This window comes from Candidatus Agathobaculum pullicola, assembly GCF_052117205.1.
GTDB classification, from domain to species: Bacteria; Bacillota; Clostridia; order Oscillospirales; family Butyricicoccaceae; genus Agathobaculum; species Agathobaculum pullicola.
This window is the reverse complement of record NZ_JBQKJP010000001.1, coordinates 61857-87016: the sequence shown is the minus strand read 5'-3', so window position 1 is coordinate 87016 and position 25160 is coordinate 61857. Positions and strand designations below refer to the sequence as shown.

Annotated in this window: 28 protein-coding genes; 17 read left to right on the top strand and 11 right to left on the bottom strand. The window is 53.3% G+C overall.

The window, feature by feature from the left end; all coding sequences use genetic code 11:
* Nucleotides 1–15 precede the first annotated feature (15 nt).
* The 9 genes from ACTQ3V_RS00520 to ACTQ3V_RS00480 form a co-directional block, all read right to left on the bottom strand.
* A complete protein-coding gene (locus ACTQ3V_RS00520; RefSeq protein ID WP_441465802.1) occupies nucleotides 16–1176 on the bottom strand; it encodes a UxaA family hydrolase in 1161 nt (386 codons plus the stop codon).
* A gap of 10 nt (nucleotides 1177–1186) precedes the next feature.
* Nucleotides 1187–1477 carry a UxaA family hydrolase gene (locus ACTQ3V_RS00515; RefSeq protein ID WP_441465801.1) on the bottom strand — a complete coding sequence of 97 codons (291 nt, stop codon included), beginning with the start codon at nucleotides 1475–1477 and terminating at the stop codon, nucleotides 1187–1189.
* Between the two features lie 399 nt (nucleotides 1478–1876).
* Nucleotides 1877–2638: an IclR family transcriptional regulator gene (locus ACTQ3V_RS00510; protein ID WP_441465800.1), complete on the bottom strand. Its 762-nt coding sequence runs from the start codon at nucleotides 2636–2638 to the stop codon at nucleotides 1877–1879.
* A 233-nt stretch (nucleotides 2639–2871) separates the two neighbouring features.
* Nucleotides 2872–3984 (bottom strand): PTS transporter subunit EIIC, encoded by a 1113-nt coding sequence (locus tag ACTQ3V_RS00505; protein ID WP_441465799.1) that lies wholly within the window; start codon nucleotides 3982–3984, stop codon nucleotides 2872–2874.
* 44 nt (nucleotides 3985–4028) lie between these two features.
* Nucleotides 4029–4739 carry a cyclase family protein gene (locus ACTQ3V_RS00500; RefSeq protein ID WP_441465798.1) on the bottom strand — a complete coding sequence of 237 codons (711 nt, stop codon included), beginning with the start codon at nucleotides 4737–4739 and terminating at the stop codon, nucleotides 4029–4031.
* Between the two features lie 340 nt (nucleotides 4740–5079).
* Entirely contained in the window at nucleotides 5080–5826 is a 747-nt protein-coding gene (locus tag ACTQ3V_RS00495) for an amino acid ABC transporter ATP-binding protein (RefSeq protein ID WP_441465797.1), read from the bottom strand.
* Nucleotides 5813–6487: an amino acid ABC transporter permease gene (locus ACTQ3V_RS00490; RefSeq protein ID WP_441465796.1), complete on the bottom strand. Its 675-nt coding sequence runs from the start codon at nucleotides 6485–6487 to the stop codon at nucleotides 5813–5815. The genes ACTQ3V_RS00495 and ACTQ3V_RS00490 overlap by 14 nt, the downstream gene beginning before the upstream one ends.
* Nucleotides 6488–6570: 83 nt before the next feature.
* Complete coding sequence (locus ACTQ3V_RS00485; RefSeq protein ID WP_441465795.1) at nucleotides 6571–7362, bottom strand: transporter substrate-binding domain-containing protein; 792 nt, start codon at nucleotides 7360–7362, stop codon at nucleotides 6571–6573.
* 198 nt (nucleotides 7363–7560) lie between these two features.
* Nucleotides 7561–8151 carry a cytidylate kinase-like family protein gene (locus ACTQ3V_RS00480; RefSeq protein WP_441465794.1) on the bottom strand — a complete coding sequence of 197 codons (591 nt, stop codon included), beginning with the start codon at nucleotides 8149–8151 and terminating at the stop codon, nucleotides 7561–7563.
* Between the two features lie 186 nt (nucleotides 8152–8337).
* Between ACTQ3V_RS00480 and ACTQ3V_RS00475 the strand changes: the two genes are divergently transcribed.
* From ACTQ3V_RS00475 to ACTQ3V_RS00415, 13 genes are all read left to right on the top strand, one after another.
* On the top strand, nucleotides 8338–9012 hold the full coding sequence (locus tag ACTQ3V_RS00475; RefSeq protein WP_441465793.1) for a response regulator transcription factor: 675 nt from the start codon (nucleotides 8338–8340) through the stop codon (nucleotides 9010–9012).
* Complete coding sequence (locus ACTQ3V_RS00470; protein ID WP_441465792.1) at nucleotides 9009–10385, top strand: sensor histidine kinase; 1377 nt, start codon at nucleotides 9009–9011, stop codon at nucleotides 10383–10385. The genes ACTQ3V_RS00475 and ACTQ3V_RS00470 overlap by 4 nt, the downstream gene beginning before the upstream one ends.
* Nucleotides 10386–11204: 819 nt before the next feature.
* Nucleotides 11205–11396 carry a hypothetical protein gene (locus tag ACTQ3V_RS00465; RefSeq protein ID WP_441465791.1) on the top strand — a complete coding sequence of 64 codons (192 nt, stop codon included), beginning with the start codon at nucleotides 11205–11207 and terminating at the stop codon, nucleotides 11394–11396.
* Nucleotides 11371–11727 carry a hypothetical protein gene (locus ACTQ3V_RS00460; RefSeq protein WP_441465790.1) on the top strand — a complete coding sequence of 119 codons (357 nt, stop codon included), beginning with the start codon at nucleotides 11371–11373 and terminating at the stop codon, nucleotides 11725–11727. Before ACTQ3V_RS00465 ends, ACTQ3V_RS00460 begins: the two co-directional genes overlap by 26 nt.
* Nucleotides 11727–11870, top strand: coding sequence for a hypothetical protein (locus ACTQ3V_RS00455; protein WP_441465789.1), 144 nt, complete (start codon nucleotides 11727–11729; stop codon nucleotides 11868–11870). Before ACTQ3V_RS00460 ends, ACTQ3V_RS00455 begins: the two co-directional genes overlap by 1 nt.
* A gap of 36 nt (nucleotides 11871–11906) precedes the next feature.
* Nucleotides 11907–12395, top strand: coding sequence for a hypothetical protein (locus tag ACTQ3V_RS00450; RefSeq protein WP_441465788.1), 489 nt, complete (start codon nucleotides 11907–11909; stop codon nucleotides 12393–12395).
* Between the two features lie 86 nt (nucleotides 12396–12481).
* Nucleotides 12482–13201: a hypothetical protein gene (locus ACTQ3V_RS00445; RefSeq protein ID WP_441465787.1), complete on the top strand. Its 720-nt coding sequence runs from the start codon at nucleotides 12482–12484 to the stop codon at nucleotides 13199–13201.
* A 1-nt stretch (nucleotide 13202) separates the two neighbouring features.
* Nucleotides 13203–13460, top strand: a complete 258-nt coding sequence (locus ACTQ3V_RS00440) for a hypothetical protein (RefSeq protein ID WP_441465786.1) — start codon at nucleotides 13203–13205, stop codon at nucleotides 13458–13460.
* 12 nt (nucleotides 13461–13472) lie between these two features.
* Nucleotides 13473–13736 carry a hypothetical protein gene (locus ACTQ3V_RS00435; RefSeq protein ID WP_441465785.1) on the top strand — a complete coding sequence of 88 codons (264 nt, stop codon included), beginning with the start codon at nucleotides 13473–13475 and terminating at the stop codon, nucleotides 13734–13736.
* A 202-nt stretch (nucleotides 13737–13938) separates the two neighbouring features.
* Nucleotides 13939–15207, top strand: coding sequence for a tyrosine-type recombinase/integrase (locus ACTQ3V_RS00430; RefSeq protein ID WP_441465784.1), 1269 nt, complete (start codon nucleotides 13939–13941; stop codon nucleotides 15205–15207).
* Nucleotides 15208–15221: 14 nt separating this feature from the next.
* Nucleotides 15222–15410, top strand: a complete 189-nt coding sequence (locus tag ACTQ3V_RS00425) for a hypothetical protein (RefSeq protein WP_177985705.1) — start codon at nucleotides 15222–15224, stop codon at nucleotides 15408–15410.
* Nucleotides 15411–16333: 923 nt separating this feature from the next.
* The gene (locus tag ACTQ3V_RS00420) at nucleotides 16334–17224 is read left to right on the top strand and encodes a PepSY domain-containing protein (protein ID WP_441465783.1); all 891 of its coding nucleotides are present in this window, start codon (nucleotides 16334–16336) and stop codon (nucleotides 17222–17224) included.
* Nucleotides 17225–17253: 29 nt separating this feature from the next.
* On the top strand, nucleotides 17254–18501 hold the full coding sequence (locus ACTQ3V_RS00415) for a PepSY domain-containing protein (RefSeq protein ID WP_441465782.1): 1248 nt from the start codon (nucleotides 17254–17256) through the stop codon (nucleotides 18499–18501).
* Nucleotides 18502–18553: 52 nt separating this feature from the next.
* On the opposite strand, the gene ACTQ3V_RS00410 is transcribed toward ACTQ3V_RS00415, so the two are convergent.
* Nucleotides 18554–19705, bottom strand: coding sequence for a 3-phosphoglycerate dehydrogenase family protein (locus tag ACTQ3V_RS00410; protein WP_441465781.1), 1152 nt, complete (start codon nucleotides 19703–19705; stop codon nucleotides 18554–18556).
* Between the two features lie 199 nt (nucleotides 19706–19904).
* A complete protein-coding gene (gene serC / locus ACTQ3V_RS00405) occupies nucleotides 19905–20996 on the bottom strand; it encodes a 3-phosphoserine/phosphohydroxythreonine transaminase (RefSeq protein ID WP_441465780.1) in 1092 nt (363 codons plus the stop codon).
* A gap of 290 nt (nucleotides 20997–21286) precedes the next feature.
* Between serC and ACTQ3V_RS00400 the strand changes: the two genes are divergently transcribed.
* From ACTQ3V_RS00400 to ACTQ3V_RS00385, 4 genes are read left to right on the top strand one after another with little or no spacing between them, the layout of a single operon-like run.
* Complete coding sequence (locus ACTQ3V_RS00400) at nucleotides 21287–22726, top strand: aminotransferase class I/II-fold pyridoxal phosphate-dependent enzyme (RefSeq protein WP_441465779.1); 1440 nt, start codon at nucleotides 21287–21289, stop codon at nucleotides 22724–22726.
* A 25-nt stretch (nucleotides 22727–22751) separates the two neighbouring features.
* Nucleotides 22752–23075 carry a cyclic-di-AMP receptor gene (locus ACTQ3V_RS00395; RefSeq protein ID WP_125115491.1) on the top strand — a complete coding sequence of 108 codons (324 nt, stop codon included), beginning with the start codon at nucleotides 22752–22754 and terminating at the stop codon, nucleotides 23073–23075.
* Nucleotides 23072–23950 (top strand): DNA polymerase III delta subunit-related protein, encoded by an 879-nt coding sequence (locus ACTQ3V_RS00390; RefSeq protein WP_441465778.1) that lies wholly within the window; start codon nucleotides 23072–23074, stop codon nucleotides 23948–23950. Before ACTQ3V_RS00395 ends, ACTQ3V_RS00390 begins: the two co-directional genes overlap by 4 nt.
* A gap of 17 nt (nucleotides 23951–23967) precedes the next feature.
* A complete protein-coding gene (locus ACTQ3V_RS00385; RefSeq protein WP_502918982.1) occupies nucleotides 23968–25047 on the top strand; it encodes a PSP1 domain-containing protein in 1080 nt (359 codons plus the stop codon).
* The last annotated feature ends 113 nt before the right edge of the window (nucleotides 25048–25160 follow it).

Sequence of the window (25160 nt, the reverse complement as noted above, 5' to 3'; positions counted from 1 at the left end):
TTGGTATACAAAGGCTCAAACAAAGTTGCACACACGGGCAATCGACATTTCCGTAAAACCAAGCGCTTCGGCTTTGGTTTGGCGGCCGCTGGCCACCTCGGACACCAGCTGCATCAGGTCGTCTCCCAATTGCTGGAGGCTGCCGCCATAAATAAGAGAGGAGGCATCCACATCAATGTTGTCCTCCATTTTGGCGAAGGTCATACGATTGCCGGTGATTTTGATAACCGGAGCGATGGGGTTTCCGGTTGGCGTACCGCGCCCGGTGGAGAAAACAACCACCTGCGCGCCGCCTGCCACCATAGCGGAAACCGAAGCCGGATCGTTGCCCGGCGTATCCATGATGACCAGACCGCTTTTGGGCTTGACCTGCTTGGCATAGTCATAAACCGCCATAATGGGACTGTGGCCGCCCTTGTGGATGCAGCCGAGAGATTTTTCCTCCAGCGTCGTAATGCCGCCCGCCTTGTTGCCCGGCGCGGGATTGCCTTCGCGGATTTCCTCGCCGACCAGCTGCATTGCGCGCTCATACCGGTGAACGATCTCGAAAATCCGGTCGTGCACCTCCTTGTTTGCTGCGCGGCGGGCAAGAATGTGCTCCGCGCCGATGAATTCCGTGGTTTCGGACAGAATGGAGGTGCCGCCTGCCGCCACAATGCGGTCGCTCATTTCTCCGATGAGGACATTGGCCGCCAGACCACTGGTGGGGTCGGAGCCGCCACATTCTGTGCCGATGATCAGTTCGGAAATGGGAAACGGCATTTTTTGCAGCAGAGAGGCTTGCGTCGTCAGTTCTTTGGCATATCGCACGCCGATATCGGCCGCTTTGAGCGTGCCGCCGACCTCTTGAATAATCACTTGTCGGATTGGCTTGTTGGTGCGCTCCTCAATGGCCTTGACCACCAGATCCATCTGGCAGTTTTCGCACCCGAGGGAGACGACGACCGTTCCGTAAATATTGGGGTTTGCAGCATAACCTGCCATTACATCCATAACATACTGCTGATCGGAAGCGACTTGCGAGCAGCCGAGTTGATTGTTGAAGGTGACTGCACCATCCACCTGCTGGGCGATAATGCGGGCGGTATCCGAAGCACAGACACTGGCGGGCAGAATCAGTACCTTATTGCGCACGCCAACGCGACCGTCGGGCCGCTGATATCCATAAAAAGTCATGTCTGTCCTCCTATTCTTTTTCTTCCGGGTTTTCGCGGCGGCCTTCCACGTTGTGAACATGGACGTGCTCGCCAGCCTGAATATCACAGGTCGCAATGCCGATATGTTCCCCGTATTTCACGACTGGCTCTCCGCACACAATATCCCGGATGGCCAGTTTATGATAAATGGTGATATCGTCTCGCGCCGTCAGTGTATGTTCCACACCGTTACAAAGGTAGGTCACGGTATCGCCCTTGGAAAGCGGCTCAATGGCTACCGCAACATTATCCTTGCTGTCAATGATCATGGCATTACACATGCGCTCCACTCCTTTTTATCTCTGTGATGATCTGTTTGTCCGGATGGCATACCCGCAATCATGCACTGGGATTTTTGTGTTTTTACCGCATCAAATCCTTTGATACACTCGCGTCAGCATATTGATTGCTCGTTGTTTTGTCTGTTCGTAATTAAGAATCTTATTCTTAATTACGAATCCATGTATTGATTATAACACCATAGCACAAAGCTGTCAAATTGAATTTGGGATATTTTTTAACATATTCCACAAAAAAATCCCATTATATTGCTGGGAAATTCCAATGCAATGGCGATGATGGAGAATCCCACATCCGATATATAAAAAAACAGACCCCTGCCGTTTGACATGGATCTGTCTCTCTGCTGCGCGCTGTGCGCAATATATCGCTTTCAGCGGTCAAAAGAAATGGATAAGCTCGCCCAACTGTTCAATTTCGGTCTGTGCTTGCTTCAAGCATTGGATGACCTGTGCAATTTTTTCCTCCTGACAGCGGAATAACGGCACCGATATGCTGAGCGCGGCGAAAACCTTGCCTTGCCGACGCAGCGGCAGCGCCCAGCACAGCATCTGCGCGGTTGACTCCTCCTGCTCGGTTGCGATTTCCCCGTGGCGTATCGCATCCAGCTGTGCCAACAGCATATCCAGATCGGTGATCGTATGTTCGGTCAAACGCGGCATCCCGTCGGCATAAAGCGCGCGGATTTCATCATCCGTCAACCCACTGAGCAGCGCTTTTCCGATGGCTGTGGCATTGGCGGGCAGGCGATTGCCGACCCAGGAAATCATACGAATTGCCTGTGTGGAGTCTTCTTTTCCCACATACAGCACATTGCCGTGATCCAAAATACCAAACTGACAGGTCTCCTGACAAACGGCGACCACATGTTTCATGATTTTCGTGACAGGCTCCATCCCACTGTCGGCCGAGAACGCCGCGCCGAGGACCAATCCGCTCGGACCGATGATATACCGTCCGGTCTCGTGATTTTGCTGCAAATACCGCCTCTCTTCCAACGTGTGGACGATGGGAAACAGACTGCTTTTGGGCGCGTTCAGAGTCTGCGCCAATTCTGTCAGCGTCATTCCCGCCTTCACGGCAGATACATGTTCGAGTATGTCCAATATGCGTGTGGTGGTGCGATGTTGGTCTTGTGCCATCCAAGTAGCCCCCTTTTCATGTAGGAAGCTGTCGGATGTGGGAAGTATGCGGCCCAATGCTTCCTATTTTAATTATAGCAATTTACTCCTTATTTGCAAGCAAAGTAAGAATTCTGCAAAAAAATGCGAGGAACTACCAGTGTGGCCATTCCTCGCATATTTAGGGATACCGGTTGGGGAAGGGGAAATAGGGTGGGAATTATTGCTATGCCATTTGCTTTGTGGGCTGTCAATCAGCCCTCTTCCTCAACCGCGGAATCATCAAAGCCGATAACCAGCGTCAGGACGAAACCTGCAACAAAGCTGACGGCCAGGGAGAGTAGGAAGGGGATAAAGGCCACAGTCCAGAACACAGGCAGCGTGGTCAGCGCGGGGAAGGCAAACGCGGATGCCTGGCAGCGGAACCAGCCGGCAATTGCACCGCCGATACCGCCGGCAATGCAGGCGCATATCATCGGCTTTTTCAAGCGGATGTTCACACCGAACAGCGCAGGCTCTGTAATGCCGAAGAAGGCGGCAATGGCTGCGGATACCGCGGTCGAACGCAGTTGCGTGTTGCGGGTGCGGATGCCGACTGCAAGTGCGGCGCCGCTTTGAGAGAAGATAGAACCGCCGATCAGAGCCAGAATGGTGTCATATCCGTTGACTGCGATATTGTTCAGGATGATGGGGAACAGACCCCAGTTGAAACCGAACACGACCATGACCTGGAAAAGGGCGCCCAATACGAAACCGGCCACCAGAGGGCTAAGCCCATACAGCCACTGGTATCCTGCCGCCACCCAGTTGCCAATATAGAGGCCAATCGGACCAAAGACAACCAGTGTGACCGGAATGACCAGAATCAGGCAGACCGGCGGGGTCAGGATAGCCCGCACCGTTTCCGGAATCACCTTTTTGCAAAGGATTTCCACCCACTTGAGCATGTAAACTGCCAACAGGATGGGGATAACCGTGGAAGAGTAAGTCATTGCCTTTGCGGGCAGACCGAGAATGGAAAAGTCCTCTCCAGCCTCCATAAGGGCTACGAATGTCGGATGTACAAGGACACAAGCGACCAATACGGCACAGAACGGCTCGGTGCCGAAGCGCTTTGCGGCGGTGAATGCTAAAAACACCGGGATGAAGTAGAAGAACGCATCGCCCATCGCGTAAAATACGCTGTAAAGCGGATGCCCTTCGACAATGATGTTAGCGGCGGTCAGCAGTGCGACGATACCCTTGAGGATACCGGCTGCGACCATCAGCGTAATAAACGGAAGAAAAACGGAGGATATCAGGTCGATGACACGATCCAAAAGGCTCTTTTTCTTCGTCTCAACGGCTGTGTTTTCTTGATTAGCCACAGGCTCAACTCCTTTCTCGCATGCAACCATGCGCTGATGGCATCTTACTCAACCAGAGCAATCACACGGGCGGGTGCGCCGGAGCCATCCTTTACCTTGAGCGGGAGCGCAACAATATAGCAGAACGGAGGAAGGGTATCCAGATTGTCAAGTGCCTCCAGAATGAAGATATCCGCGCCGAGCAGAACATCATGTGCGGGGCAAACAACGGCATCGCCGGCATCCAGCGCGAGTGCGTCCGTACCGACTACGCTTACACCCTTGTTCTTCAGGTACTCGGAAGCCTCCTGGCCCAGTCCCGGCCAGTCATGCTCGTACGGCTTGCAGTTGGGTTGAACATTCCACTTTTTGTCCCAGCCGAAGCGGAAGAGTACGAAATCGTTCGCATGGATTGCACCATGCTCCTTTTCCCATGCCTGAATAAACTCTACGGGAAGGCATTCATTCTTTCCCAGATGGCTGGCGTCAATGATAACGCCGCGGCCGAAAAGACGTTTAACCGGAATCTTTTCGATGGTATAGTCGCTGCCGGGGATGTGATGGTTGGGAGCATCCATATGCGTGCCGGTGTGCTCGCTCATAATCAACGCAGCATGGGTAAATGCGTCTCCATACTCAATCGCCTCATGCTGGACACGGCCAAAGCGGGCGTGTGTCAGGCAGCTGGGCATTCCAACTTCCAGATTGTGGCTCAAATCAACCAACTTTAATTGATTACCAACCAGTTCAGCCATTGTCTCAATTGCGTTGTTCATAACCATTACCTTGCTTGTCTCTTATTTCCAGTTGTACCAGTCTTTATGAACGTATATACGAACATAAGACTTAAATACGAACTATCTGTAAGCTAATATTAGTCATCCCGTTCTGCATTGTCAAGTTTAATTGAAGAAAATTGTGATAATCCACAAGAATTTATTTTGTAGATTATGTAAAATGCCTATGGATTTTTTTTGTCTGTTATTTGCAGTTCCCATAAAAAAGAAAAAATCCGTTTGATTTGTTTGTTATAGCAAAAAACCACTACCATAACCCTGTCTTACGGCAAAGTATGGTAGTGGTTTTGCATATTCTGAGCGAAAAAGATGTGTGCTTTTACAGAACCTTGCTTAGAAAATCGATCGTGCGCGGCTCCTTCGGATGGTTGATAACCTCATCCGGCGTGCCTTCCTCGACGATGTAGCCGCCCTCCATAAAGATCACACGGCTGGCAACCTCACGGGCAAAGCCAATCTCATGTGTGACGACAACCATCGTCATGCCTTCCTTGGCCAGATTCTGCATGACCTGCAGCACCTCGCCGACCATTTCCGGGTCGAGCGCGGAGGTCGGCTCGTCAAACAGCATGATATCCGGATTCATCGCCAGTGCACGGGCGATAGCAACGCGCTGCTTCTGGCCACCGGACAACTGCGCGGGATAGGCTTCCGCCTTGTCCGCCAGCCCCACGCGCTTGAGCAGCCGCATGGCGGTTTCGCGTGCTTCCTCCTTGGTGGCCTTTTTCAGCTCGGTCGGCGCGAGCATCATGTTGCCCATGACATCCAGATTGTTGAACAGATTGAACAGCTGGAACACCATGCCGACGTTTTCGCGCACCTTGTTGATATCGGTGTGCTTGTCGGTGATGTCGTAGCCGTCGACGATGACCGTGCCGTCGGTGATTTCCTCCAGACGGTTCAGACAGCGCAAAAAGGTGGACTTACCGCTGCCGGACGGCCCCAGAATGACAACGACCTCACCCTCATGGATATCAATGGAGACGTCTTTGAGCACTTCCAGATCACCGAAGCTCTTTTTCAGATGAGAAACATGAATCTTTGCCTGCTTGTTATTCTCTGCCACGATTGAGCCTCCTCTCCATGATCTTTGCAAAGCGGGACAGCAGCGTAATGACGATCAGGTACATGATTGCCACGATTGTCCAGACCGAGAACGAATCAAAGGTATTTGCTACGACGTTCTTTGCGGTGTTGACCAGCTCCGGGAATCCGATAACCGAAAGAATAGAGGAATCCTTGAGCGTGATGATGAACTGGTTGATAATGGACGGGATCATGGTGCGGATGGCCTGCGGCAGCACGACCTTCTGCATGGCCTTCCAGTACGGCAGGCCGAGGCTGCGCGCGGCCTCCATCTGGCCCTTGTCCACGCTTTGGATACCGGCGCGGATGATTTCCGACATGTAAGCGCCGCAGTTGAGTGCAAGGCAGATTGTACCGGCCTGCAAGGCGCTGGGTACCATGCCCACCAGACCCCATCCGTTTTTGAGCAGATAGGGAATACCGAGATAAACGTAAAAAGCCAGTACGATCATCGGAACACCGCGGATCACATCGACAAAAATGGTCGAAATAATGTTGCAGGCGCGGTTTTTGACCACGCTCATAATGCCGAAGATCAGGCCGAGGATACAGGCGAAAAACAGTCCGAGCAGGGTCAGCAGCAGCGTCTGCCCCAGTGCCCGCAGCAGCAAAGGCCCATAATCGGTAAGGATTTGGATCAATGGTCAGAACCCCTTTCTTTGTAAAAAGAGGGGGCGCCGGATCAAACCAGTGCCCCCTGAAAACTCAGGTCTATCGGCTGCGATCAGCCCAGATACTTGGCGATGATCTCGTCGTACTTGCCGTTTTCCTTGATGTTGGCAAGGCCGGCGTTGAACATGTCGATCAGCTCCTGATTGTCCGCATTGAAGATGGCAAAGCCATACGGCGCGCCTTCGTTAGCGGTATCCTCAAGGATCTTGAGTGCCAGATTTCCGTCCTTGATGGAGGAAGCCATGATCGGGGTATCCTCGAAGCAGGCAACCGCCTGACCGCCGAGAACCGCCTGATACATCGTGGGCGAATCCTCAAAGTAGGTGAGTTTGAAGCCATACTGATCCATCAGGCTCTCAGCGTAAGCCGCGCCCTGCGTACCGGTCTTGACGGCAACCGTCTTGCCGGACAGGTCTTCAAAGCCGGTGATATCGGAATCCGCCGCAACGGTCATGGTCTGCGTAGCCTGATAGTAGCCGTCCGAGAAGATCCAGCCGCTTTCCTTGCGCTCATCGGTGATGGAAGCGCCGGCGATCATGCCGTCCGCCTGACCGGCCTGGCAGGCCGCGATGGCGGCATCCCAGCCGAGGGGCTTGATCTCATACGCAAAACCCTGATCTTCCGCGATTGCCGCAACGATGTCCACATCGATGCCGACGAAGTTGCCGGAAGCGTCGGTGTATTCAAAGGGCTTGAACACGGTGTCGGACGCGATCACCCAAGTCTTGCCGTCACCCGAAGCGTCGCCAGACGCATTGCTGTCGCCACCGGACGAATTGCCGCCGCAAGCTGCCAGACCCAGCGCCAGGCTGGCTGCCATCAGCAGAGAAATAATCTTTTTCACTTATGATTCTCCTTTTCGTTTTTCTTACCATCCGCATCCGCATGGCGTTTTTCCCCGCGCATGCAGTGCATCAGCCATAGTGAAAGAATAGGCGATGGAAGGATACAGACAACCACCATCGCCTATTATACCGAACTTATTATAGCGTAAAATAAAGCTACAGTCAAGCACAGAGCCTGTTTTAGACAAAAAAGCAAATTAAATCCGCTCCGCCGCCCGCAAAATTTCCTCGAGCGCGAAGTCGATGCCCAATACACTGGTGCACAGGGTCAAATCGTAGTTTGTCGCATCGGCATAGTGGCGGCCGGTATAATGTGTGCAGTATGCGCTGCGCGCCTTATCGACAGCTTTAATGTTGGCGCGGAGCTTTTCCGGTTCGGTGTCCTCCACCATGCCGCGCATCCGTTCAAAGCGCCACTCAAAATCCGCGTGGATGAACACCCGCAGGCAGTGGTCAAACTCCCGCAGAATAAAGTCCGCGTTGCGGCCGACAATAACGCAGCTTTCCCGGTCTGCGATTTCACGGATGGCCTTGACCTGCGCCTCCCACAGCTTGTCACTGAGCGGGCGGTTGTAAAAGTCAAACAGGCTTTGCGTCAGACCAAAGCTGGTCGGCACGCGCTCATCCCATTTGCGCACCTGCGCGGGCGTCAGCCCTGCGGATGCCTTGGCGGTGCAAAGGATCAGATCCTTATTGTATAGCGGTATACCCAGTGCGTCCGCTGCGCGCCGCCCAAGCTCGCCGCCGCCCGCACCGAACTGCCGGCTGATGGTAATGATCTTTTTCATGGGGTTTCCTCCTGATTGCCCTATCGGCAGAGCCGGATGGTGTGTGACCGGATATATCCGGAATCTGCCCGGTCGGTATTATTTTTAATTATAGCCGACCGATGGGATAAACGCAAGCATCATGCGCAAGACTCCCTTGCCCAATGGTATGAATTGGTACTATAATAAAGAATAGGAGGGGTTTTTATGCGAATTCTGGTAGCGGAAGACGAGCGCGATCTTAACCGGCTGATCTGCCGGACGCTCGAGCGCGCGGGATACAGTGTGGACGCCTGCTTTGATGGAGAGGCCGCATTGGATTATTTGCTGGGAGCGGAATACGACTGTTTGCTTTTGGATATTATGATGCCGAAAAAAGACGGACGCGAGGTGCTGCGCACCGTGCGCGCACAGGGCAGCGCTGTTCCGGTGATATTCCTGACCGCGCGCGACAGTGTGCATGACCGTATTGAGGGGCTGGATCTCGGTGCGGACGATTATCTGGTCAAGCCTTTTGATTTTGAGGAGCTGCTCGCCCGTATCCGTGCGGCAACGCGCAAATATGGCACGCAAAAGACCAGCGTGCTGACGCTGGCCGATCTGACGGTGGACACCGGCAGCCATACGGTCACGCGCGGCGGCAAGGAGATTCGCCTGTCGGCCAAGGAATATGCCATCCTGCAATATATGATACAGCATAAAGGAACGGTTATTTCCCGCGCCCGGCTGGAGGACCATATCTGGAATTATGATTATGCGGGCGGATCGAACGTGGTGGACGTATATATCACCTATCTGCGCAAAAAGATCGACAGCGGCTTTGATAAAAAGCTGCTGCATACGGTTCGCGGCGCGGGCTGGATATTAAAGGAGGAGCCGTGAAGCGATTTTCCGTCAAGCAGAAGCTGACCCTGTGGATTACGCTGCTCATGCTGCTGCTTACCACATCGGTGCTGGTGTTTATGGTTGTGGTGAGCAGTTCGGTCGTTAATGAAAACGCATATGAACAACTGACCAATACCGTGCGCAGCAACCTGAGCGGTATTTCCAAGGAAAACGACAGCCTGAAGTTCAGCGAAGATTTTTCTTTTACAAAAAATGGTGTGTATACCGTTATATACAGCAGCAGCGACGCACTGCTTGCCGGACAGCTGCCGCTGTCCTTTCCGGATACGCTGGAGTTTGAAAACGGCGTAATCCGCATGGCGGAAGGAAACAGCGGGAATTATTATGTGCTGGATTTTTGGCTGCCATTTGACTGGGAGGACGGCGTGTGGGTGCGCGGCATGATCCAGACGCCGGATGTAGCCGATGTGCTGGACGATATGACCGGTATTGCGCTGCTGATTCTGCCCTTGATGGTGGTGGTAAGCGGTCTCGGCTCCTATCTGCTGGCCCGCTCTACCTTCCGCCCCATCGACAAAATTATCCGCGCGGCGGAAAATATCGGAGAGGGACGCGATTTGTCCCGTCGTATCGGCCTGCCCCCCGGGCGGGACGAGATCAGCCGGCTGGGACAGGCATTTGACAACATGTTTGTGCGATTGGAAGCGTCTTTCGAGTCGGAAAAGCAGTTCACTTCGGATGCCTCACATGAATTGCGCACACCGACCGCGGTTATCCTCGCCCAATGTGAGGATGCACGGCGGCATGCGGAAACCACCGAGCAATATGCGCAGGCGATTGAGGTCATTGAGCGGCAGGCGGGCAAAATGTCCGACCTCATCGCGCAGCTTTTGCAGATGACCCGTCTGGAGCAGGGCACGCAGCGTGCCACCTTTGAGTGGGCCGACCTGAGCGGCCTGGTAGAGGTGGTTTGTACGGAGCAGCCCGCCTTTCCCAAGAACATCACGCTGCAAACCGACATTCAGCCGGAGGTCGAAGCGCGTTTTGATGTCACGCTGATGAGCCGTCTGCTGCAAAACCTGATTGGAAACGCCGTGCGGTATGGCAGGCAGGACGGACATATCTGGGTGTCTCTGCGGCAGGAGCAGACGGATGCTGTGCTTGTCGTGCGGGATGACGGTATTGGCATTGCAAAGGAGCAGCAGGAAAAAATCTGGCAGCGATTCTATCAGGTGGAGCCGTCGCGCAGCGGACAGGCCGGCACCGGACTGGGACTGACCATGGTGCGCCAGATAGCCGCGCTGCACGGCGGCACGGTGACGCTGGACAGCGCCCTCGGAGTGGGCAGCTGCTTTACCCTTCGATTCCCTGTCGGGCAGGAAGGAGAAGGCGGCGAAAAAAAGGTGTAAAAAAATTTTTTTAAATTATCAATAGTATTTTTTCGTTCCGGGGTGTTCGGGGCTGTTCCGGCTCATACCGTTGCGAGAAAACACAGCAAATACAAGGCTTTTCTATATGTTGGGCTGTAAATCGCCTGTTGTGGCTTGCTGTTCCAACTCGTTCGGGTGTGAATGGGTTTATATTGGGGCGTGTTGATTTTCTGTTGATTTTCCCACCACACCAACACCAGCCGGGAACAGCTCACACCAGCGGCAACAGATACCCCCCCCCGGAGGGGGATATATACCCCGCTCAAAGTGCCGAGGGAGTAGTCCGAATACCCTCAAGCAATAAAAGGTTTTTAGAGAGAGGGTATAGTTTAATTTACAGTACCATTAGTACCAAAAACAAATAATATTATATCTATCTTTCTATCTGTTACCGAGCAACACAATCGAGATAAGATATAATCTTTTGAATGGCACACAGCAGTAGTACCAGTGAAGTACCAACAGTACCATTTCAACATTGTAGAGAGACCCTTCTCAAAAATTCCCGAAAAATCCAAAAAGAATTTTCGTGTTATTTTCAATACTATTGGTATTGATTTGCTATCTGAATCAGATAAAATTACGATATTCGGATAACTTTTTATCCGTATCCGATAGTTGTAATTTATGCCCCATTTGCTATAATGGTGATAACAACAAAATAACCACAGTGATTCGGTCACGCTCTCCGTATTGGTTATGGAGAGAACAAGTTGAAATGATAGGTGCGTTATCGCACAGAGATTAAATTCTCTGACGATAGCGCACCTTTTTTGTTGCCGGAAAGGAGGTTCAAGAATGACGGAACAGGAAGCATTAGAAGTGGCTCGTAAACAGATTAGAGCAGAGAACGCCGCTTATATGCGGGAATGGAGAAAGCGAAATCCCGAAAAAGACAGGGCTATTCGCAATAGATACCGTGAAAAGTTGAAAGCCAAGAGGAAGGAGGGCAAGTCAAAAGCCTGTGAAGCTGTTTCTCAATGCGGTTAAGGAGCTTTTAGACCGGGGAGAAATCCGTTTCTCGGATTTAACAGCAGAATGTCCTTCGTACAAACCTGTGGGTTATGTTGATGAGTATTTCTACTACTGCTACCCCGACACGATTTACAGCGAAGTGCGAAAATTCTATGCCGCACAGGATTTGAATTTTCCGCTCGGAAAGACAGCCCTATTTCAGCAGTTGGCAATCGACAAGCTAATTGAAACCGACAAGAATCAGACTACTAAAGCCAAATGGATTACTAATTCAAGCGGCAAAAAGCGTTCTCGCCTTTTATGGTTGAGAAAAGACGCATTAGAAGACAAGGAGGAAAACGAATAATGTCTACGACAGGAAAGAACCCCGCTCAAAGTTATCTTGAAATAACTGAGAGCATGACCGCAAGCAAGGAAAAAGGGCTTGCACTGGAAAAAGGACACAGCATTTATAAGGAAAAATCCGGCGAATATCAAGAGGATATCTAATCATTCGATTCTATCCCATAGAAAGGAGGGATTTTTATGAGTGATGTCACTGTGGAAAGTCTACAACTCGAAGTACAGTCCTCTGCTGATGGAGCGGCAAGAAGTATTGACACTCTTACCTCCACGCTGGGGAAACTGAAAAGTGCTACGAAAGGTATCGGACTGACAGGTGTTGTGAACCAAATCAGAAACCTCGATTCAGCACTGAAATCTGTCGATGGTTCTTCCGCTGATAAAATTGACAAGTTGGCAACCAGTTTGTCGAAGCTCAATGGACTGGGGAGCATTAAGCTCTCCTCCTCTGTTGCAAATCAGCTCAAGAATATCGGCAGTGCCGCTACTTCTCTGAATGGCGTGGACTTTTCCAGTATCGGTAAGCTCTCGACAGCACCCACGCCGCTGGGGAATATTGGTAAAGCAACCGGGTTGAACTCGACCTTTAACGCCTTAAAGAAGTTACCCGAAGTGGCAAAATCGTTGGCTGGTCTTGATTTGAACAGTTTTACCAGTCAGATTCAGCAGTAGAGGAAGCACGTCACAGAGGTAAACCCATTATAGAAGTAGAAACACCTATAAAAGAACAGGAAGAACAGAACGAGGAGGACAACACCATGACCGAGTACAAAAACATAAAGAACGAAGTAATCACCGACAGCGAGAGCCGCAAGAACAACACCGCTTTTTATATCCGTAATGGATATATGCCAACATGGGCGGCAGAACACCACGGAGACCTCGACAGAGGTTTACAAGAGTACAGCACCGCCACACGTTGGGAGCAGTACAAAAACGGCAGAATCACCCGAGAAAAGGCGGTTGAGTTTGCCACGGCTCGAGCTTTCCGAGAGATTGACAAGAAAACCGCCGTACAGCTTGCACAGCTCGACAGAGTAGCCGCCGCCCCGGCTCTTTCCTACCTGTCTATTTCGGTTGATTGGGTGCGCTCTCGCACATGGGGCTACAATCCACACGCCGAAGCAATGAGCAACGCCGGAACATTTACAGGAACGGCGAGCGGTTGCGGCTATGATAAAGAATCGGCGGCAGTTGCCGAAGCTCTGAACCAGTGCGACAGCGTTTTACAGCTTCTTTACACCTACAAGGAAAACGCCCTCGCCGCTGGTGAGAGTGACGAGAGCAAAACGGCAAGTTGCGGACGCTCCAACGGTTCTATTATCGGCTACGGTGCGGGATATGGTGCAATCCCTTATTTTGAGGGCGGTGTGGGTGTTTCGTGCTTTTGGTCGATTCTTAAAAAGTGCGGTTTCGAGGTGAGAGGACACCACGGAACACACAGCAATTTTTACACCATTGAAAAGGGGGTTGCATAACATGAAAACACCGCTTTACAAGAGATATGCAGACCGCCGCCCGGTTGGGTCGGTCTGCCTGTGTAACACCTTCGGCGTGTTGGTATTCGAGCCGATGGAGGAAGACAAGCCCGACACCGATTTTATAACGGCGTGGAGCGGTTCAGAGGGTCAGACATGGGGCTATCATCGTAACACTGTACATTATACCGCCGCCGGGCGTGGCTACCTTCGCAAGGGTTCTTTACGGCTGTATCTTGATGAAATTATGAGAATGTGAGGAGGGCAAACAATGAGCGCATTTGAAAAGCTGTGCAACGAGTACAGAGAAAACAAGAGATTGATAGAGGAGTTGGAAGCGATGAACGACAGTATAAAAACCGACATTCTCGCAATCATGGGAGACCGGGAGACGGTCACAGAGGGAGCGAGCAAAGCGACATACAAGGCGGTTACTTCGTCCCGGTTCGATTCTTCCAGCTTCCGTAAAGTGTACCCGGATTTATTCACCGAGTACAGCACCCCGACAACGTACCGCCGTTTTACGGTTCAATAAAAAATAGCCCTTTATCTAACCGCCGCCACAGCATGAAAGAAAAGAGCTATACACCCCGAGTGGGTGCAATCAATATTGTATTTCACCCACTCCCAAATTTCAAGGAGGGAGAAAGAAAAATGTTCGTTCTTTGCATTTTGATTTTACCGTTGGTTATTCTTGCGGAGCTTCTAAAAATGAATAAATAAAGGAGGTCGAAGAAATGGCAAGCTATACAGCCCGAAAAAATAAAGTGGGGCAAATTGTAAGCTTTCAAATAAAAGTTTCTCGAGGGCGTGACAAGCTCACCGGGAAACAGCTCACACCCTACACAATGACATACACACCCCCGGAGGGGTGGAGCAAAAGAGCGATTACAAGAGAGCTTCAAAAAGTCATGGGCGAATTTGAAGCGGCTTGTAATCGTGGCGAAATCCTCACCAAAGAGGAGCAAAAAGCCCATGCACAGGAGAAAGCCGAAAAAGCCGAACACCAAAAGACGGAGGAACAGAAAAAGCCGACATTTAATAAATATGCGGAGCTGTTCATAAAAGAAAAAGCCGCCACGCTTTCGGCTACTACAATACAGAGTTATGAACAGGCGTTGAAACGTCCGGCGGCTGTGTTTGGTGAAATGAAATTAGAAGACATAGATTTTCTAATGGTGAAGCAATTTATAACCGATTTACAGACCACCAAAGCGGAAAACGGAAAAAAGCCGCTTGCACATGGTACGATAGTTACATATTACACCACATTGCACACACTTTTTGAAAGTGCCGTTGAAAACGGCGTGATAGTTCAAAACCCTATGCAACGAATGAAAAAGCCCAAACCACGCAAGGACGATATACCCCGGAAAGCTCTTGTATATTCCGAAAGCGAACTTGCGTATATTATGGAGTGCTTGAACAGTGAGCCGTTAAAATGGCGGGCGATGGTTCTATTTATGATTGACAGCGGTTGCCGCCGTGGAGAGGTTGCCGGGTTGAAATGGGAAGAAATCAATTTTCAAACCGGAAAAGTCACCATTTCCCGAAATGCTCAATACACCAAAGAAAAAGGCGTGTATATAAGCACCCCAAAGAACCACAAAAGCCGGGAAATCATTATAAACACCCCTGTTTTACAGGTTCTCAAGGAATGGAGAAAACAACAGGCGCTGTTATATTTCAGTAAAGGACAAACAACCGGGGGCTATTGCTTCACACAGAACGAGGGCGAAATATTAAACCCAAACACCATAACCGCATATATAAGGCAGTTCGGAAAAAAGTATAATTTGCCCGGTATGCACCCCCACGCATTACGACACACAATGGCAACAATCAGCATTGCGAACGGTGCGGACGTTGTGAGCGTTTCTAAAAAATTGGGGCATTGTAACCCCTCTGTTACGCTCAACATATACAGCCACGCAAACGAGGAAGCGCAACGGCGAGCTACCGAAATTTTCGCCGATGTAGTTTATAAAAATCAGAAACACGCATAATAGGAGGAAACACCATGAAAGAAGTACATATTTTAAACCGTGAAGAATTTGAGGAAACCGCCGTACAGCTTTACAGCCTTTTGAAAGTTCTTTCAGCAGTTGACCCGGACAACGAAACCGCACTTTTTGAAATGCCAACCGCATTAAAAGCGGCTGTAAAACTCGCTGATGATATTCTATGCACTGTGAACGAATCGAAATAACACAGGCACACCGCCCCGGAGGGATAACACCCCGCCGGGGTCTTCTTTTGCCCTGTCGTGTTGGTGCTGTGGGGTTGGTGTACGCTGTGGGGCGTTCTGTGGGGCGTTGTACGGCGTTTTTGTGCTGTATGCGTGTAGTGTACCCTTGCACCGTTCCGGGCGTTCTGTGGGCTGTTTGTGGGGCTGTGGGCGTGGCGTTGCGCCGCCGCCCTACCTTCCTACCTAAAAAGGATTTTTACCGATTTTTTCAAGGAATCCGAGACAGAACACCGCCCGAGCGAGGTCTTGCGGTTCGTTTGCAAGCTCTCCACCAGCATACAACAGAATCAGCACCACCAGCGGCGCACAGGCGGCACAGCGTACACCAGCAAAACCAGCCACAGCAAGCCCCGACAGATAGCACCAGCGAGGACAACACCGCCCGGAACGGTGCAGAGCCACCAACACAGAGAAAACACAAGCGATTTTATTACACATTTTCAAGCGAATTTTTCAGATTTTCCCGGGTTGGTACTATTTCCCCTGGCTTGACACTGTGCGGCACTGTTGCGCTGTGCCATTGAAAAGATAAATACTAATCCGTACAGCATTAACAGGCAACAGAAAAGAGATAGTAATATAACACTATTCGTTTTTGACACTAACGGTACTGCTCCCGGGCGAATAGGTACATATATATTTTTACATTTGACCGCCGCCGGGGGTGAATTGGTGAAGCCGTTGATTTTCTCGGCTCTGTTGATTTTCTGTTGATTTTTCGGCGAAAATTGGAGTTGTAAAAAGCCTGTGAAGCGACGAAAACCGACAAACACAGGCTTTTCTAAAATTTACAGTTTATTTTTTTAAATAATTTACTCTTTTAATATTTTTTTAATGTTGGGCTGGTATTCTGTATACGAACTCAAACGAAAGGTGTGAGCAGGATGAAAAAACAGTTTTTAATGTTTACCGCCGCGGCAATGCTGGCCGCCGCGTTGGCAGGCTGTGGCCAGCCCACCCAGAAAAGCAGTGCACAGATGGGATATATCGGTGTGGACGCTGCCAAGAATATGGCAATGGTTGCCGCACAGGTGGATACCACAAACACGACCTTTACAACAGCAACGCTGGGTCAAAAGGACGGCATTGCATATTATGAGGTGGATTTCACGGCGAACGGTACGGATTACCGCTATGCGATTGACGCCATGACCGGTGCGGTGATTGAATCGAACAGCGCCGCGTCACAGACAGTCGGCACGAATGATACGATTGCCACGGCCGCTGCCAATGGCACAACCGCCGCAGGTGCTGCCAATGGTACGACTTCTGCGGGAGCTGCCAATGGTTCGGCCACCACGGGCCAGACGGGTGCGATTGATGAGGCACGCGCAAAGCAGATTGCGCTTAACCATGCGGGCGTGAGCGAGAGCGACACGACGTTTGTGATGGCTAAGCAGGATTACGAGAACGGTGTGCTGGTTTACGAGATCGAGTTTTATGTAGCCGCGACCGGATCAGAATACGATTACGAGATTGACGCTGCGACCGGTGAGATTCGCGGTTTCGACTATGACGCGGAAAACTACACGCCGAGACAGCAAAATACGGCTTCCGCCTCGGGTGAGACGCTCAGCGAGGCTGACGTTCGCTCGATTGCGCTGGCCAAGGTGCCGGGCGCAACCGCCAATGACATCCGGATGTATCTGGACCGCGATGACGGCCGGCTGTGCTACGAGGGCAAGATTATCTACCAGGGTATGGAATACGATTTTGAAATCGATGCGTACAGCGGAGCCATTCAGGAATGGGAAGCGGAATCTGTATTCGATTGATAATATAAACCATTAAGGAGGAGAAAAAAATGAAAAAACTGATTTGTACAATGGCACTGGCCGCACTGCTGTGCGGCGCGGCGGGAGCAGCCAATGGTTCCTACACGGTAGCGGCGGAGCTGAGCCCGAACATCACGGTTAAGATTGACGGTGTGGATCGCGTTTTCTATAACGCGCAGGGTCAGGAAGTTCACCCGATCAGCTACGCAGGCACCACCTATGTGCCGATTCGCTCGATTGGTGAGCTGATGGATAAGAATGTCAACTGGGACGGCACGACCAACACCGCCACCATCAGCGGCTCGCGTGTTACGCCGGACGCAACCGGTATACCGGATGTGGGCGCGGTGACGCAGAGCATCACTCTGAGCATTGAGCCGAGTTATACCATCGTCATTGACGGCACGGCACGTACGTTCTACAACGTAAACGGTCAGAAGGTTGACCCTGCGCTGTATAACGGCTCGATTTACCTGCCGATTCGTGCAATTGGCGAAATTATGGGCAAGACCGTGTCGTGGGACGGCGCAACGCAGACCGTATTCATTTCCGGCAGCACGGCAGGCAGCGAAGTGACCGATTTTGATACGAACACCCCTTCGGGCAACACGGGTAACACCGGTAATGTAGGCGGTAATACGGGTAACACCGGTAATGTAGGCGGTAATACCGGCAACACCGGTAATGTAGGCGGTAATACCGGCAACACCGGTAATGTAGGCGGTAATACCGGCAACATCGGCAACGTAGGCGGCAACACCGGTAATATCGGTACAACGACCGGCGCGGTAACGCTCGAGCAGGCGAAGCAGACCGCACTCAATCACGCGGGCAAGACTGCAAGCCAGGTGACCTTTGTCAAGACCAAGTCCGACTGGGAGTATGGCAGAACGGTATATGAAATTGAGTTTATCTATCGCTCCGGCACGGGCTATCTGGAATATGACTATGAAATCGACTCTACGACGGGCAAAATCCTGAGCTATGACTATGACGCAGAGGGATATGTTCCCTCGACCGGCGGCACGGGTGTCACGGGCGGTACGAGCATTGGTGGTCAGACTGCATCCATCTCCGCGGATCGCGCCAAGCAGATCGCGCTGGCTCGCGTACCGGGTGCAAGCACGGCCAATATCTACGAATTCAAGCTGGATTATGATGACGGCCGTCTCGAGTATGAGGGCAAAATCATCTACAACACGATGGAATATGAATTTGAAATCAATGCTTCGACCGGCAGCATTGTTAGCTGGGATGTAGAATCCATCTACGACTAAACACCATGAAAAAAGGCCTTCCGCTACGGCGGAAGGCCTTTTTCTTATGAAATCAGATGGCGCGTACCGAAATCATACCACCAATTGCGCGCAGCGCGTCGAGGTTCTGCTCGGTGGGCTGCTCGGCAAGGTCTACGATGGTGTATGCGTAATCGCCCTTGGAGCGGTTGCCCATGTTTTCAATGTTGCACTTGACCGCAGCGGTGATGGATGCGATCATGTTGGGAATGTTCTTGTGAATCATGCAGACGCGGTAGCCGCCTTCATAGGGAACCTTCAGGTTCGGGAAGTTGACCGAATTGCGGATCGTGCCGGTTTCAAGATAATCCGAAATTTCCTTAACCGCCATCTTTGCGCAGTTGTCCTCGCTTTCGGGCGTGGACGCGCCGAGGTGCGGCAGCGTGACCGCGTTTTCCTGTGCGAGAATCTCATCGGATGCAAAGTCGGATACATAGGCTGCGACCTTGCCGCTTTCGAGTGCCTTCGCCATGGCCTGCGTATCGACCAGCTCGCCGCGGGCGAGGTTGATGATGCGTACACCGTCCTTCATCTTGGCGATGGTCTCCTCGCAGATGGTGTTCTTGGTGTCCGGCGTCAGCGGAACATGGATGGTGATGTAATCACAGTTTGCAAAAATCTGGTCCAGATCGGTGACATGCTTGACCGAACGGGAGAGCGCAAGCGCGCCGTCAACCGACAGATACGGGTCGTAGCCCCAGACCTCCATGTCCAGATCGACCGCGACGTTTGCAACCTTAACACCGATGGCGCCCAAACCGATGACGCCCAGACGCTTGCCGGAGATTTCCGGACCGGCGTAGGTTGCCTTGCCCTTTTCAGCAGCCGGGCCGATGTCCGGTGTGCCGGCAAGGCTCTTTACCCAGTTTGCGCCCTGCACAATCTTGCGGGAGGCAAGCATCAGCGCGCAGACAACCAGCTCCTTGACCGCGTTGGCGTTTGCGCCCGGGGTGTTGAATACGACAATGCCTTCCTGCGCGCAGCGATCGAGCGGAATGTTGTTCACGCCCGCGCCCGCACGCGCGATGCACTTGAGGTTCTTCGGGAACTCAACATCGTGCAGCTTGGCCGAACGGACGAGAACGGCATCATAATCCGTAAAGTCCTCCGAGCAGGTATATTTGGTGGCGTCGAGTTTTTCCAGACCGACCTTGGAAATTTTGTTATACAGCTTTACCTGATACATGGGAATACACTCCTCTTATCTTCTTATTGTTGCCGCTCTTTGGGAGCGAAGCGATATAAAATAACAAATTTCCAAGGACAGGTGCCTTGGAAATTTGACCCCGACTCAGCGGCCTTGGGCTGCGGCCGGGAATATCAAAAATCAGTTTTTCACAACTGATTTTTGTATATAGGGGGTACTGGGTACCCCTTATAAGCGTTTATGCGTTTTCCGCCGCGAACTTCTTCATGAAGTCGATTAAGTACTCCACACCCTCAATCGGCATCGCGTTATAGATGGAAGCGCGCATACCGCCGACCGAACGGTGGCCCTTGAGGTTGGACATGCCGGCCGCCGCGGATTCCTTGGCAAACTTCGCGTCCAACTCGTCGTTTCCGGTGCGGAAGGTGACGTTCATGTGGCTACGGGACGCCTTTTCGGCAACCGCCTTGTAGAAATCCTGGCTGTCGAGGTAGTCATACAGCAGGCCGGAACGCTTTGCAGCGCGCTCCTGCATGACCTTGACGCCGCCCATCTGCTCGACCCACTCAAGCACGAGGCCCAGCACATAGATGCCGTACGTGGGGGGCGTGTTGTACATGGAATCCTTGTCGGCCATGGTCTTCCAGTCGAGCATGACCGGATACTTCTCAAGCGGATAGTTGCCCAGCAGGTCCTCGCGTACGATGACGACGGTCACGCCCGCAGGGCCCATATTCTTCTGTGCGCCCGCGTAGATGACGCCGTACTTGGAAACGTCAACCGGCTTGGACAGGATGTTCGAGGACATATCGGCCACCAGCGGTACGCCTGCCGGAGTCTCGGGGTCGTACTGATACTCGGTGCCGTAGATGGTGTTGTTGGCGCAGATGTAGAAGTAATCCGTGTCCGGACGGATGTCCAGCTCGCCCTGTGTAGGCACGCGGTCAAAGTTGCCCTCCTTGGAGGAGAACGCCACATGGATATCGCCGAACTTGACGGCTTCCTTGTAGGCGTTGTTGGCGAAGTTGCCGGTGATGGCATAGTCCGCCTTGCCGGTCTTCATCAGGTTCATCGGGATGGCCGCGAACTGGGTTGTCGCGCCGCCCTGCAGGAAAAGGACCTTGTAATTCTCCGGAATGGAGAGCACGCGGCGCAGCGCGGCCTCGGTCTCCTTGATGATGCCGTCATATACTTTAGATCGGTGACTCATCTCCATGACGGACATGCCTGAGCCCTTGTAGTTCAGCATTTCGGATGCACAGCGCTCGAGTACGGGCACCGGAAGCATGGAGGGGCCTGCGGAGAAATTGTAGATACGATTGTCAGCCATAGTGATAGTTACCTGCCTTTCAATAAATCAGCGTATTGTTCCGTATAGGAATGCAATATCCATTATAATATAAGGGATAGGGTTTTACTACGGGAAATTAAACCAAAATTCCGTCGTAAAAAGACGAATGTCTACACATTATGGACAGATGCTGCAGTATTCCCGCAAACGGCATCCGATTGCAAGCGTTTGCACGGATATGATATAATAGGGCTGAACCAAGAAAGGCAGTTCGCGTGTTTTTACACAGGGCTGTGCAAAAACATGCGATGCGAAAGGAGAGGACGGCTATGTTTCGGCGCAAGCAGCCGCATCCACATAAGCAGCTTACGCATCGGCAGATAAACCGTCTGCTGCCGTTTACCAATGCGCCGCTGTTTCACGCGCTGCAATTGCTCGCGACCGGCGATTCCGCGCGCTTTCATATGCCCGGACACAAGGGTGAGCCGCTGTTCAACAGCTATGCCGAGATATTCGCCATCGACTTTACCGAAACCTACGGAACAGGCAATCTGTATCTGGGCGACGGCCCGATTCGTGACGCGGAGGTCGCCGCGGCGCGGTATTTCGGCGCGTCCGACTGCTTTTTCCTGACCGGTGGCTCGACGCAGGGCATCCTGTCCGTGCTGGCGACCGCAGTCGGGCGCGGCGGCGCGGTGCTGCTCGACCGCGAATGTCACAAATCGGTCTGTCACGCCTGCGCGCTGCTGGACATCACGCCCTATTTTATCTCCGCGCCGGTTCTGGAGCCGTTTGGCATTTCGGGCGCGCTCGCGCCCGCGGACGCGGAGCAGCAGCTGATTGCCCATCCCGAGATTTGCGCCGTCCTCCTCACCTCCCCCACCTATTACGGCGTGTGCCGCGCGATTCCGGCGTTTGTCGACCTGTGCCGCGCCTACGGAAAAATGCTGCTGGTGGACGCGGCGCACGGTGCGCACTTCCCTGCCGTCGGTCTGCCGACTCCGGTCGCCGAGGGCGCGGACATGGCGGTGCTGTCCATCCACAAGACGCTCCCCTGTCTGGGACAGGGCGCGGTGGTTTTGAGCGGCTCGGGCGTGGATAAGCGTGCGCTGCGCGAAAATACCGCGCTGTTCGGCACATCCAGCCCCTCCTACCCCATCATGGCATCTATCGACCTTGCCCGCGCCTACACCGAAGGACCGGGCCGCGCTGCCTATCGCCGCGCCGCTGAAACCTGCGGCGAGCTGCGCGAGTATGTGCTGCGGCGCACGGGCTTTACTGCACTGACCATGGAGGACTATCCCGCGCTCGACCCCTGCCGCCTGACCGTGTGTACCGCGGGCACGGATGTGACCGGTCATCAGCTGGCCGATATGCTGTGGAGCGAGTACGGCGTGGCCTGTGAGATGGCGGACGCACGCAACGTGGTGTGTATCCTGACCTGCGCGGATTCGGGTACGGCGTTGCATCGGCTGCGGCGCGGCCTGCGCCGTATTTCGCAGCGCCGCCATGAAGCGCTGCTGCCCTCCCCTGTCGCGCCCTTCCCGCCCGCCGAGCGGGTGATGTCCGTGCGGGACGCATGGTTTGCCAAGACCGGACGCGTCGAACTTGCCGCCGCTGAGGGACTGGTGTGCGCCCGTCCGGTCACGCCCTATCCGCCCGGTGTGCCGCTGCTGTGGCCCGGGGAGAAAATTACCCGCGCGCACATTGAACTTATCCGCGAAAGATGGTACAATGAAATCGGCGAGATTACGGTTGTGATCGGCTGATTTACCTCAAAGGAGGATTTTTTCTATGAAAATGGTACTTGCGATCATCAATTATGATGATGCTCAGGATGTAATCAATAATCTGATGAAGGCCGGCTTCCAGATCACCAAGCTGGCGACCACCGGCGGCTTTCTCAAGGCCGGCAATGTTACCATTCTGATCGGTCTGGATGAATCCAAGCTGGACGAATGCTTCGACATCATTCGTGAGCACTCCTCCTCGCGCAAGCAGATTATCCCCACCACCGCCGAGCTGGGAATGGGCTTTTTCCCGTCCACGCCTGTGCAGGTCGAGGTTGGCGGCGCGACCGTGTTCGTTTTGAACGTCGAGCGCTTTGAAAAGCTGTGATTTCATTTGACACGCTGCCGGGCAACGCGGCGCTGAAAAGTGCGCTGAAAAACGCGCTGGCGGACCGTTTTCCACAGGCTGTGCTGCTCTCGGGGGACGATTCCGCCGCGCTGGCGGCATGGTCGGACGTACTGGCCGCGGGTATCCTGTGCGAAAGCGCGGGGCCGCGGCCGTGCGGGACGTGTCTGTCCTGCCGCAAGGTCAGCGAGGGCGTGCATCCTGACATGACCGTCATTGACGAGGGAGAAAACGAACTGAAAGTCGATCTTGCGCGCCGCCTGAAGGCGGAAGACGCCATCATTCCGAACGACGGCGCGCGCCGCGTGACCATCATTCGGCACGCGCAGAATTTAAACCCTATGGCGCAGAACGCGCTGCTCAAGGAGCTTGAAGAGCCGCCGGCCTATGCTTTTTTTGTGCTGACCGCGGAGCAGCCGGACACGCTTTTGCAGACCGTGCGCTCGCGCTGCACCAAGTTTTCACTTATCCCGCAGGAGGAAACGGGCGGGGACGGCGAAGCCGCCGCACTCCTTGCGCCCTATCTGGAGGCGCTGGCCGCAAGACGTGAGGATCGCATGATGCTGGCGGCGCTTGCACTGGAAAAAACGCCGCGCCGCGCGCTGCTGGGTGTCATCGGCAAGCTGCAAGGCGCGCTGCGTGACGCGATTTTTGTCGGAAAAGGGTTGCCGCAGCCGCCAGTCGCGGCGGAACTGCGCGCACAGACGCAGGCGCTGGCTGGCGCGGTGAGCGCGGCACGGCTGCTGGCGCTATACGATTTTCTGAGCGTGCTGACCGACCGCGTTTCCCGCAATGCAGCGGCGGCGGCGGTAACAAACGCGCTGACAAGCGATGCGTACCGCATCTGCTTCTTATGATATAGGAGGATCAGTTTTTGACAACGATTATTGGAGTCCGTTTCAAAGCGGGCGGAAAAGTGTATTATTTTGACCCGCAGGACATACCGGTGTCCGCGGGCGAGGATGTCATTGTGGAAACCACGCGCGGACTGGAATACGGTCAGTGCGTGCAGGGCAACACGGAGGTGCCCGACCAGACGGTCGTCCAGCCGCTCAAGCGCATGGTGCGCGTGGCGACCGACGAGGATAAAAAGACGCTTGCGCGCAATAAAAAGCGCGCGGACGAGGCGTTTGTCATCTGCAAGAACAAAATCGAAGAGCGCGGGCTGGAGATGAATCTTGTCACGGCGGAATGTACGTTCGATATGAATAAAATGCTGTTTTATTTCACGGCGGACGGCCGCGTGGATTTCCGGGAGCTGGTCAAGGATCTGGCCAGCATATTCCGCACGCGCATCGAGCTGCGGCAAATCGGTGTGCGCGATGAGGCGAAGATGATCGGCGGTTTGGGTACCTGCGGACGCGAGCTGTGCTGCTGCTCGTATCTGGAGGATTTCCACCCCGTTTCGATCAACATGGCAAAGGATCAGAACCTGTCGCTCAATCCGGCAAAGATTTCGGGGGTGTGCGGCCGTTTGATGTGCTGCCTGAAATACGAGCATGAGGCTTATGCCGAGCTGCAAAAGGTCACGCCCAAGCAGGGCAGCGTGGTCGATACGCCCGAAGGACGCGGCAAGGTTATCACAACGCAGATGCTGCGCGGCACCTGCAAGGTGCAGCTCGACGATAGCCCGGATCATTCGCTGACCGAGTTCCGGTGCACGGATTGCTGTGTGGTCAAAGGCGCGTGCCGCAACCGACAGAACGCCGCCGCCATGGCGGAGGAGCGCCGCCGTATGGAGCAGGAGGCCGCCAAGCAGCAAAAGCAGCAGCCTGCCGTTGAGGATTTGCCGGATGAGGCGCAGGATGGGCAGCCCGCCGAAGAGGCGCCTTGCGCAGAGGGCGCGCCGCGCCGTCGCCGTCGCCGCGGAGGACGCCGCCGCCATAAGCCGCAGAACGCGGAAAATGCGGACAACACATCCGGACAGGAGCATGCGCCGGATGCGCAGGAATGACGGTGCACACATTTATCCGGAAAAAGATATAAAATTGACCGTCCCCTTTTGTCAGGGGACGGTTTTTTTGTACGCGCGTCGGAGCGGACGGCATTGCAATCAAAATGTAATAT

Coding starts and splice junctions, on each gene's coding strand:
- ACTQ3V_RS00445 (WP_441465787.1), top strand. CDS start 12,482: ATGACCGAGTACAAAAACATAAAGAACGAAGTAATCACCGACAGCGAG.
- ACTQ3V_RS00440 (WP_441465786.1), top strand. CDS start 13,203: ATGAAAACACCGCTTTACAAGAGATATGCAGACCGCCGCCCGGTTGGG.
- ACTQ3V_RS00455 (WP_441465789.1), top strand. CDS start 11,727: ATGTCTACGACAGGAAAGAACCCCGCTCAAAGTTATCTTGAAATAACT.
- ACTQ3V_RS00520 (WP_441465802.1), bottom strand. CDS start 1,176: ATGACTTTTTATGGATATCAGCGGCCCGACGGTCGCGTTGGCGTGCGC.
- ACTQ3V_RS00435 (WP_441465785.1), top strand. CDS start 13,473: ATGAGCGCATTTGAAAAGCTGTGCAACGAGTACAGAGAAAACAAGAGA.
- ACTQ3V_RS00415 (WP_441465782.1), top strand. CDS start 17,254: ATGAAAAAACTGATTTGTACAATGGCACTGGCCGCACTGCTGTGCGGC.
- serC (WP_441465780.1), bottom strand. CDS start 20,996: ATGGCTGACAATCGTATCTACAATTTCTCCGCAGGCCCCTCCATGCTT.
- ACTQ3V_RS00395 (WP_125115491.1), top strand. CDS start 22,752: ATGAAAATGGTACTTGCGATCATCAATTATGATGATGCTCAGGATGTA.
- ACTQ3V_RS00400 (WP_441465779.1), top strand. CDS start 21,287: ATGTTTCGGCGCAAGCAGCCGCATCCACATAAGCAGCTTACGCATCGG.
- ACTQ3V_RS00500 (WP_441465798.1), bottom strand. CDS start 4,739: ATGAACAACGCAATTGAGACAATGGCTGAACTGGTTGGTAATCAATTA.
- ACTQ3V_RS00425 (WP_177985705.1), top strand. CDS start 15,222: ATGAAAGAAGTACATATTTTAAACCGTGAAGAATTTGAGGAAACCGCC.
- ACTQ3V_RS00480 (WP_441465794.1), bottom strand. CDS start 8,151: ATGAAAAAGATCATTACCATCAGCCGGCAGTTCGGTGCGGGCGGCGGC.
- ACTQ3V_RS00450 (WP_441465788.1), top strand. CDS start 11,907: ATGAGTGATGTCACTGTGGAAAGTCTACAACTCGAAGTACAGTCCTCT.
- ACTQ3V_RS00465 (WP_441465791.1), top strand. CDS start 11,205: ATGACGGAACAGGAAGCATTAGAAGTGGCTCGTAAACAGATTAGAGCA.
- ACTQ3V_RS00515 (WP_441465801.1), bottom strand. CDS start 1,477: ATGTGTAATGCCATGATCATTGACAGCAAGGATAATGTTGCGGTAGCC.
- ACTQ3V_RS00430 (WP_441465784.1), top strand. CDS start 13,939: ATGGCAAGCTATACAGCCCGAAAAAATAAAGTGGGGCAAATTGTAAGC.
- ACTQ3V_RS00475 (WP_441465793.1), top strand. CDS start 8,338: ATGCGAATTCTGGTAGCGGAAGACGAGCGCGATCTTAACCGGCTGATC.
- ACTQ3V_RS00410 (WP_441465781.1), bottom strand. CDS start 19,705: ATGTATCAGGTAAAGCTGTATAACAAAATTTCCAAGGTCGGTCTGGAA.
- ACTQ3V_RS00510 (WP_441465800.1), bottom strand. CDS start 2,638: ATGGCACAAGACCAACATCGCACCACCACACGCATATTGGACATACTC.
- ACTQ3V_RS00420 (WP_441465783.1), top strand. CDS start 16,334: ATGAAAAAACAGTTTTTAATGTTTACCGCCGCGGCAATGCTGGCCGCC.